Raw genomic sequence first — 10,154 nt, 5'->3', positions numbered from 1 at the left:
TTTGGCTTCTTCTAAGCATTTTTCTTATTTTTATTTAGAATAATTTCAAATAATGCTTGCAAATAGAATCAATTGCCCCTTACTTTGCAAGCATAAAAATTAAAATCTTTCTAATAATGCTGAAACCAAGCATTCATAAAATCATCAAATATTCTTTAAAGGCCATAATCATTATTACGAGCGCCTTAACTATCCTGGCCTCCTGTGATGACGACCCATTGGTGGTCCCTGCCGGCACAGAAGAAGAGGATTGTACGGGAAGCTACTGTAAATTGGAAAAGAACGAAGATGACTTTTTAACCAACTACCTCGCATTTCTTAACCTAAAAAAGAACCCTAAAACTTTTTAAGAAACCACTGAATCAAGGATCCAATGCAGAAATTCTACAAAATCACTTTATTTAGTTTTTTATTTTTATTAAGTCTTAATAAAGTTTTAGGAGGCGCAACATACAGTATCAGCGGTTATGTTACCACAGCAGACAAGGCAGAAGATCCCATTATTGGAGCTACTGTCATACTAATGGTTGACCAAAAAATTCTGGAAGCCCAAACCACAAATAAGGAAGGATTTTTCCAAATGTTAGTTCCTAAACAGGAAGGTTTGATTCTAAAAATTGCATACCTGGGCTTCAAGGCCTACCAAGAACCAATCGAATTTAATAACCAACCTCTTCGCATCCGGTTGGAAGAAAGTTGGATTGACCTTTCACCCATTCAGATTATTGGAGGAGCAGATGGCAACTTTAAACGAATTCCTGGTGAAGCTTTTAAAATAGAATCCAAGGAAATAAAATTAATGAGCCCAATTGGTACTCAAGAGGTTTTGGATTTCATTCCGGGGATTACAGCTTATTCGGACGATGGATTTGGAAATAGTCGTTTAAGTATTGGAATTCGAGGATTAGATCCTCGTCGCTCTGCCAGGGTATTGATCATGGAAGATGGTATTCCCATTCAACCTGCTCCTTATATGTATCCTAATGTCTATTACAATCCGCCAATTGAACGCCTTGATGAGATTGAAGTGATAAAAGGAAGTGCCGGTATTCAATTTGGACCTCAAACGATGGGAGGGATCATTAACTATGTAACCAGAAGACCTAGAGAGGAATTTGGTGGAATGTCACAAATCACTTTTGGAACAAACGGGTACTTAAGTGCCTATGCTGAAATAGGGGGATGGGGAACAAAAAATATACAACCCGAACTTCAAATCCTCTATAAAAGAGGAGATGGCTTTCGAGAAAACAATGCCTTTGAGCAATTCAACGGTACATTCAAAACACTCCTTAAGCTTAATGAACAAAAGGATTTGTATATCAAATATAATATCAATCATGAATTTTCGGAAGCCACTTATACTGGGCTAACAGAATGGTCATATCAATATATGCCCGAATTCAACCCCAAAGACAATGATGAATTTACTGTATTCCGAAATGCACTAGATCTTATTTATAAAAATCAAATCAATAAAAACCTTATTGGGGTTACCAAAATCTATGGAAGTATATTTTCCCGGGATTGGTGGAGAGAGGACGATATGTACATAAAAGCTTCTAGTTTGGGGGCTTGGCTTGAAGGAAAAGAAGTGGACGAGATCACCAAACCAAATGCAAACTTAGATTTAGTTAGAGTTGGTAATGGAAAATCCAATTATGGCATTTTAAGAGAATTTTATGTGAGTGGAGTGGATCATACCTATGATTTTAGCCACCGCCTTTTCAATTTCAATGCTCACCTCAATGCCGGAGCTAAAATTCATTCAGAGTATTACAAAGAAGATTTTAAATTGGGAGATAGCCCAACTGACCGACAGGGGGCTTGGTACGAAACGGCAGATCCTTCCCTTCCTGATGGACCGGAAAACCGAATAGCTTTAAAGGGAGCAAAAAGTCTGCGTTTCCGTACACTGGCTGGTTCTGCCTATTTACAAGAAACTATTCATTTCAATGATAAATTGTCCCTTCGTGTTGGTAGCCGATTCGAAGCCTTTGATCAATCTGTAATAGACCGCTTAAACCGAAGTACCTATCGTTCCAAATCCACCTTCATCCTCCTACCAGGAATTGGATTTAATTATGAGATGGGGTCATATAACCTTTTTGGAGGAATACACAGAGGTTTTACCCCACCTACAAGTGCCGCCATCAATTTACCATTTATCTCTACAAGTGATGAAGAAGTAGGAATTGATTTGGAAGCAGAGAAAAGCACCAACTACGAGCTTGGCCTAAGAGGTAGCAAGGGTATCCTTGGGTTTGAGACCTCCGCTTTCTATATGGATATCACTGATATTGTTACACCTGCTCGCAGTACTGTATTCTTAGAACTTGGAAACATCAGCACATATGGACTGGAAATTGCCTCTCAATTAAAAGTTTCTGAGAAAATCACTTGGCTTCCAGACCTACATTTGGCTTATTCCTATCTGGAATCCAAGGTAAATAATGGGCTGATGGAATCTCACATTAATGCTTACTTACCTGATGATGCGGAAACCGTTGTGGTGGACGTATCTGGAAATAAAATTCCATATACGCCAAAACATAGTTTGAACCTGGGGCTCTCCAAAGATTTTGCCTTTGGCTTTTCACTTCGCTTGGACTTCCGATATATCGATGAAGTATATACCGACTACGAAAACCTTGATCAAGCCTTCCTCAATACAGCGACTATTACGGACAATGGAGGAAACACCTATCCCTATCTGGGAAATGTAGGAAATGCAGGAATAGTACCGGCTTATTACATCTTTGACTTAAGTGCCAGTTATGCCATTCGAAATAATTGGAAGATTAAAGCCAATGTAAAGAACCTTTTGGATGAAGTCTATATAGGATCCAGACTACATTCTCACCCTTCGAGATTCACGGCTAATGCAAGTTCCGGAATTTTGGTGGGACCTAGAAGACAATTCAACGTAGGAGTTAGTTATAACTTCTAATTAATAAGGATAGTAAAAAGTGAACAATTTATAAGGAGGTGAATTTTACTCTCTTATGAAATGTAGCTCTCCACTAAAAAGAAAGAGCTTTGACAAAAGAAGAATTTATTTTTTTAACGAACAAAATAAAACCACTTTAAACCACAACATTTATGAAACTCTTTACCATGAATAAGAAAAGTATACTATCCATTGTGATAGCTTCAACAGCCCTCCTGACGGCTTGTGATGATAAGACGGAAAACCCTATACCTACTCCAGAAGATGAGCGAATCGAAAAGCCTAATGAATATGCCTTTGAAAGCCGATTTGAAGAAGGCGTTTCTTCCGTTGATTATGGCGGACAGGTAGTACGTCAACTTTTAGTGCAGGACATCAGCATCTTAATTGACAAAGCAGCAGAAACCCCTTCAGCTACATTGAAAGAAGACATTCAGAAACTATTTGACCACCTGGATGAGGCAAATTTAAAAACCATAACGCCTTCAATTCACGGAGCCGACTTCTTGGAAGTTCAGTACAATCAAATTGCCACCGGAAAAAATATCAAGGATAAAATTTCCGGCCAAAAAGTGATAGGATTCCCAGGTGATAAAACGGCAGAAATCCTAATCTTCGAATGGGTAGATAAAATTCAGCAAAATATAAGTGAAGGTAAAGCCGGGAAGGCCATTTACATTGATGAAGACACAAAGGTTGACTATAAACAACTTATTGGTAAAGTGCTTACCGGAGCTTTAATTTACTCCCAAGGGGCTGACAACTATTTAAGTAAAGCTCAAAATGAGGATAACAGCAAAGCAGCTGAAGGTAAAAACTACAGTACCATGGAACATGTTTGGGATGAAGCATTTGGTTATTTTGGTGCAGTAAGAGACTATTATGCGTTTTCTGATGAAGACCATGCTAATAAAACGGTATACAAAGATACAAATGGAGACGGAAAAATCGACTTTCACTCGGAGTATAACTTTGCTTTATCCCGAAATGCCGGAAAAAGAGATAAAGACCACTCTACCGATTTTACAACTGAAATCTTTGACGCCTTTTTAGAGGGAAGAACTGCAATTGTGAATAAGGAAGCTAATGGGGTAATCAATGAAGCTGCCCGAAAAGCTGCCCAAGGTTGGGAAAAAGTAATTGTGGCAACGGCTATTCATTATATCAACGAAGTTTTGATCGATATGGAAAATGAGCCGGGATCTGAAAACCATTCCAAGCACTGGTCAGAATTAAAAGGATTTTTAATTGCCTTACAATATGGTGCTAAAGATGCCGGCTTCATGCTAATGGATTTAAACACTTTAGAGGCTATCCATGATAGAGTAGGGACGGAGCCAATTATAACCAATGATGAGGCTTATAAAGGCAAATTATTAGAAGTCCGGGAAGATTTAGGAGAGATTTATGGTTTTAGCGCGACCGATCTTCAAACCTGGTAATATAAACCAAGGAGAATTAGTTTAAGGACTAAACAAAGAGACTGGCTCTTTTAGAGAAGCAGTCTCTTTTTTTTATTCATTTTTTAACACCATATCTTTGAGGCACTCAATCCAAAGAGGGTGATTGTTCAAACTTTCTACCAACTGCCAGTGCTCTCCACCTGCTTCCTCAAAAATTTCTTTAAATTCATTACCCACTTCCACTGTGGTCTCCAGACAATCCGCAACAAAAGCAGGAGAGAAAGCCAACACCTTCTTTTTTCCGTTTTGGGCAAGGGTTTTAATAACATCTTCCGCATACGGTTGAATCCAAGGATCCTTTCCTAACCTTGACTGGAATGCAACCGTATATTTCTCTTCGGGAATATTTAGCGCTTCCACCAACAACCGAGTTGTTTGAAAACATTGGGCCCGATAGCAGAATTGATTTTTCTGATGATAAACGGAACAACATTTCTCATTTAGCTGACAATAATTTCCACAGGAAGCCTTCTTTACCTGGCGTTCAGGGAGTCCATGGTAGCTAAAAAGGAAATGATCAAATTTTATCTTCTCCATATATTTCCGAGCGTTCCTGCAAAAGGTTTCAATAAATTTCTCCTCTTCAAGGAAATTACTGATGAATTTAAGGGAGGGTATATTTTCCCAATTGTGGATGATTTCCATTACCTTTTCCATAACAGAACCTGTAGTTGCGGAAGCATACTGAGGAAATAAAGGGATTACAATAATTTGAGATACCAGTCGCTCTCTTAAATCATTTAGGCCTTTTTGAATACTCGGATTTTGATATCGCATGGCCAAACTAACTACATATTCCTCTCCCAGAGAATCTTGTACAGCTTTCCGAACATCTTCTCCATAATACATTAAGGGAGACCCCCGGTCTTCCCATAGTTGTTGATAAACTTTGGCCGATTTTGGAGCACGTAAAGGAGCAATAATCAAATTAACCAACATCCATCGATTAATAAAAGGAATATCAATCACCCTTTTATCCATTAAAAATTCCCTTAAATACTTTCGCACATCTGGAACAGACGGACTGTCCGGAGTTCCAAGATTTACCAGCAATACTCCTATTTTCCCTTTTTTATTCATTTAGCGACAAAAATATTCGAATGTGCAAAGGTATTTTTTTTTCCTCATTTTTGGGAGTTTTGCCACATCTATAATTATCAATAAGAATAGGAAATAATTATCTGAATAATATTGAACTCTTTAAAATTTGTAATAAAAAAAACAAAAATGGCTTAATATTTGTATTAGATAAATATTAAATTTTCAGATCAAAAAACATTTTTTAAATATAAAAAAAAGTACAATTTTTCTTTTTTTATGACAAATTTTAAGTATTATTAAACGAAAAATAGTTTTAATATTTCAATTTTTTTAGTGATTAAATTTTAACTTTTAAAATCTGATATGAAAAAATCCATTTACATTACATTACTAACTGCTTGTTTATTAAATCTTTACATTGGAGAGGCCCTTGCACAGGAAATAGATAAAACCTTAGAAGCTCAAAATAACACAAGAATTTTAGCTGGAATGAGCAATGGGTTTATTAGGGAAATCAAGGAAAAAACACCCGATACAAAAGGTACTGTTTACTTATATGATACCTATATGACTGGTAGCATACAATTGGTAAATGGTCAATCCATACCTGAACATTTATTAAAATATGATATAAAAAGGCAAGAGATAGACATTTTGGTCAATAACAAGGTAAAAGTGGTTCCTGTAAAAATGGTAAAAAGCATTGAATGGCAAAACCCATTAGAATTAAAAAAAGAAGTTTTTTTAAACTGTAAGGAGTTTAATTTTCAGGACAAAAAACCAATTGGATTAGTTAAAGTTCTTGTCAATGGAAAAAACCGACTATTTTCTTTTAATGAACTTGAATTAATTAGATCCAACTACAATGCTGCTCTTGATGCTGGAGAGAAAGCCGATAAGTGGGTAAAGAAGGAGAAAATCTTTGCTGAAATCAATGGGAAGGTTAAACCGCTTTCGAAAAGCTCCAAAAAGAACCTTCCTCTTTTCGGGGATAAAAAGACAGAAATGAAAAACTTCCTGAAAAAGAACAAATTAGGCTTCAAAAAGGAAAATGATTTGATTAAAATCTTTGAGTATTACAACTCTATTAGCAGTTAATAATTATTCATCTGGAAAAACCTGGCTAGTAAAACCTACTTTCATTAGTTCCAATGACAAAATTCATCATATTTAGCACTTGCTCAATATGATGAATTTTTTTTAACAACTTTCAGATTATACCTTGAATATTAGAATCACAACAAATTTCAATTCTGATAAATCTTTAAGATTAAATTTCCTCCTAAATCTTCGTTGAAAAATAACCATCAAAAAAATTGAAAAAAAGAAAGACAGTTTTTAAACTCTTTTTAGTTGAAAAATTTAAGTCACCAAAAGGAAGAAAAAATTGAGGGGAAAGAAAAGGTCTACGAAAATCTGGAATAGGGAAGAATATATAATGAACCCCCTGAGAGCATTTGTTTTAAAAGATGGTTCGAGCAAAACACTCGAACCAATAAATTATCTAATATCCATGCTTTAATTAAATTTTAATTCTCCACAATTCCAGCTTTCTCTTTGACAAGTACCATTTCATCTACTAGATAGCCTGCTCCAGCAAATTTATCTACAACGAACAAAACATAACGGATATCTACACTAATATTCCTACACATAACAGGATCAAATTGAATATCACTCATGGTCCCTTCCCAATTACGGTCAAAATTCAGACCTATCAATTCTCCTTCCGCATTAAGAATAGGACTGCCAGAGTTTCCTCCTGTGGTATGATTAGTTGCAGTAAAACAAACGGGCAAATCTCCTTGTTCATTGGCGTATATCCCAAAATCTTTGGCCTTATATAAATCTTTCAGTTTTTGGGAAACTATAAACTCATCTACCGAGGGGTCTTCTTTTTCCATTACCCCCTTCAGGGTAGTGAAATAATCATATTGGACTCCATCCGTTGGACTATAACTTTTCACTTGACCATAGGCCAATCTCAAGGTACTATTAGCATCTGGATAGAACCGTTTTTCAGGCATCATTTCTCGTAATCCAGCCAACCATTCTCTGTTGAGCTTTCCTATTTCATCCTGGGAATCTACCAGAGTTGGATAAATTTGACGACTATAAGCCTCAGTAAAACTTCGATAAATTTTAAAGGCCTCATCTTCCTCTAATTTTTTTATTTTCTTTTCACTAAACCTATCCAAAAACCTATCCATCTTCTTCTCAGAAGACAGTATGGAGTATTGATAGATGTAATCTGCAAGCTTATTCAGATCATTATAATGATGACTTAAACCCTCTTTCAAAGCATCGGGATAAAATGAAGGATCAACATTATCCAAATACATCTGCATTAAAGCTACAAAAAGCTTTTTGTCGGTAGAAAAATCATAATTCTTAAAATATTTTTCTGAATAAGACTTGGTCTTTTCCAACGCCTTTTTTTCCTCTTTGGTACCTAGCCCAATTTTGGTTAAAGCATTTAATCGGGCGGCCAACCGCATCATCTCAATGCCATAAAAAGCTTCCCGGTAGTACACATTTGGAAGATTTATTTTAGCGCGTTCTTTATAAACCTCTTGAAAAGAAGGTAAAATATCAGCATAACGTTGCTCACGAATTGGGTCGGCATTGGCCCAATCTGTAAATTGTTTTTCTAATAACCTTTTCTGATCAATAGTTTCCAATCTTTCTAGTCCCTTATTTTGCCCTATCCATTTTTTCCAAGCATTGGCTGTACTCGCATATTTTGCTGAATATTTAATTCGCACCTCATCATCCCTGGCCATATCTTCTGAAAGAACAGAAAGTTTTTTATCTCTTATCTTTATCCGATTTGGATTGGTTTCATTTTGTAGGGTTTCAACTGCAAAGGAGGTGAGGTATTCTTCGGTACGACCCGGGAAGCCAAAAACCATGGTAAAATCGCCAGGCTGAATACCTTTCAATGAAATGGGAAGAAAATACTTTGGCTTCAATGGAATATTATCTTTGGAATACTCAGCAGGCTTTCCATCAGGCCCACTATACACTCTAAACATAGAAAAATCTCCTGCATGACGTGGAAACATCCAATTATCTGTATCTCCACCAAATTTTCCAATTGAAGAAGGAGGAGCCCCAACCAAACGAACATCTTTATAAGTTTCAGTCACAAACATGTAATATTCATTCCCGTAAAAGAATGGCTTAACCTTGGCTTCATAATGTGTCCCCACTACCGCATTCGTTTCTATTTGCTCTATTCGAGAACGGACTAATTGTTGGCGTTTCTCTTCCTCGGCATCATAAGGAATTCCCTCCAATATTTGGTCTGTTACATCTTCAATTCGAACGATAAAGGTCACAAACAATCCGGAATTAGGAATTTCCTCTTCCTTGCTCATAGCCCAAAAACCCTCTGTAAGCAAATCGTTTTCTACACTACTATGGGACTGTATGGAGCTATAACCACAATGATGATTGGTCAACAATAAACCCTCTCCGGAAATAATTTCCCCTGTACAGTATCCTCCAAATGAGACGATAGCATCCTTTAGGCTAGATTTATTGATATTGTATATATCTTCGGCACTGATTTTCATTCCCAATTCCTTCATTTCACTCTCATTCATTGCTTGAAGCAATTGAGGAAGCCACATCCCTTCATCCGCCCTTAAACTGAAAACAGGGCCAAGGCTAAAAATTAAAAGAAGAGTTACTAATAAATTCTTTTTCATATGCCTATTTTTTTAAACAGAGGTTAATTCTTACAGATACACTCCAAAAATAAAATGCTTTTTTATCAATTTTTATCTTTTATTTAATAAATATAAAACTTATTTGCAGCCCACCTTACCTTGGAGGAAAATCTTTAGGTTTTTTCTCCTCTTATACTTTCTTCCTTTTATCTAAATTTTCAATTAAGTAAAACTCCCAATTAGTCAATTGCCATTTCAATTTAGACAACATGTAAGAAAATGAGAGATAGAGAAATACAAGGTACTAAAAGATGTTTACCACAAAAAAAGGAGAACATTTATCATACTCTCCTTTTTTACTAAAAAAAATTTATTTCTTAGGCATTAATATTACTCACTTCTCTTTTCTTATCCCCAAAAAATTTCTTTTGAAACAGAAGGATAATGGCAACACCAATAAAGATAGAGGCATCTGCCACATTAAAAATCGGCCAGAGGGCCATGTATTTGCCACCCAAAAGCGGCACCCAATCAGCCACATAACCTTCCCAAATATCAATATAAAACATATCGATTACCTGCCCATGAAACCAAGGACTTGATGAATCTGCTGGCGCATTGTTCAGGAAAACTCCATAAAAGATACTGTCAATTACATTTCCAATTGCCCCCGCCAAAATAAGAGCCACAGACCATAAAACTCCTGCATGCACTTTTTTCTTAATCAGAAGATAAAGGTAATAGGCAATTCCAGTCATGGCGAATAAACGGAAAATGGTCAAAATCAGCTTCCCATAATCAGATCCTAATTCCATTCCAAAGGCCATTCCAGGATTTAGGGTATAATGCAATTTAAACCAATTTCCAAAGATTTTTATTTGGCCTGGTAATCCCATTTCCATGTTAAAATAGACCGCTAGTTTCACTACCTGGTCTAAAATAATCATTGCCAGACTCAATAAATAATATTTAGCGTATTTCACTGTACAATTAATTAATTAAAAATTAGAAATTAAGAATTAAGAA

At 36.1% G+C, this 10,154-nt stretch carries 7 protein-coding genes; 4 read left to right on the top strand and 3 right to left on the bottom strand.

Features of this window, described 5'->3' with window-relative positions:
* Positions 1-116 precede the first annotated feature (116 nt).
* From E1171_RS15495 to E1171_RS15485, 3 genes are all read left to right on the top strand, one after another.
* The gene (locus E1171_RS15495) at positions 117-350 is read left to right on the top strand and encodes a hypothetical protein (protein ID WP_155206955.1); all 234 of its coding nucleotides are present in this window, start codon (positions 117-119) and stop codon (positions 348-350) included.
* A 23-nt stretch (positions 351-373) separates the two neighbouring features.
* Positions 374-2,950: a TonB-dependent receptor family protein gene (locus tag E1171_RS15490; RefSeq protein ID WP_155206954.1), complete on the top strand. Its 2,577-nt coding sequence runs from the start codon at positions 374-376 to the stop codon at positions 2,948-2,950.
* 152 nt (positions 2,951-3,102) lie between these two features.
* Complete coding sequence (locus tag E1171_RS15485) at positions 3,103-4,392, top strand: DUF4856 domain-containing protein (protein ID WP_155206953.1); 1,290 nt, start codon at positions 3,103-3,105, stop codon at positions 4,390-4,392.
* A 72-nt stretch (positions 4,393-4,464) separates the two neighbouring features.
* Here E1171_RS15485 and hemH read toward each other — a convergent pair whose 3' ends face one another.
* A complete protein-coding gene (gene hemH, locus E1171_RS15480; protein ID WP_155206952.1) occupies positions 4,465-5,493 on the bottom strand; it encodes a ferrochelatase in 1,029 nt (342 codons plus the stop codon).
* A 324-nt stretch (positions 5,494-5,817) separates the two neighbouring features.
* Between hemH and E1171_RS15475 the strand changes: the two genes are divergently transcribed.
* The gene (locus E1171_RS15475; RefSeq protein ID WP_155206951.1) at positions 5,818-6,552 is read left to right on the top strand and encodes a hypothetical protein; all 735 of its coding nucleotides are present in this window, start codon (positions 5,818-5,820) and stop codon (positions 6,550-6,552) included.
* A gap of 431 nt (positions 6,553-6,983) precedes the next feature.
* On the opposite strand, the gene E1171_RS15470 is transcribed toward E1171_RS15475, so the two are convergent.
* Positions 6,984-9,167: a S46 family peptidase gene (locus E1171_RS15470; RefSeq protein WP_155206950.1), complete on the bottom strand. Its 2,184-nt coding sequence runs from the start codon at positions 9,165-9,167 to the stop codon at positions 6,984-6,986.
* Between the two features lie 338 nt (positions 9,168-9,505).
* Positions 9,506-10,111 (bottom strand): lipoprotein signal peptidase, encoded by a 606-nt coding sequence (locus E1171_RS15465; RefSeq protein WP_187696486.1) that lies wholly within the window; start codon positions 10,109-10,111, stop codon positions 9,506-9,508.
* Positions 10,112-10,154: the final 43 nt, after the last annotated feature.

It is taken from the genome of Xanthovirga aplysinae (assembly GCF_009711365.1).
Lineage (GTDB): Bacteria > Bacteroidota > Bacteroidia > Cytophagales > Cyclobacteriaceae > Xanthovirga > Xanthovirga aplysinae.
The sequence above is the reverse complement of the archived record's forward strand: the minus strand, read 5'-3'. Positions and strand labels throughout refer to the sequence as shown.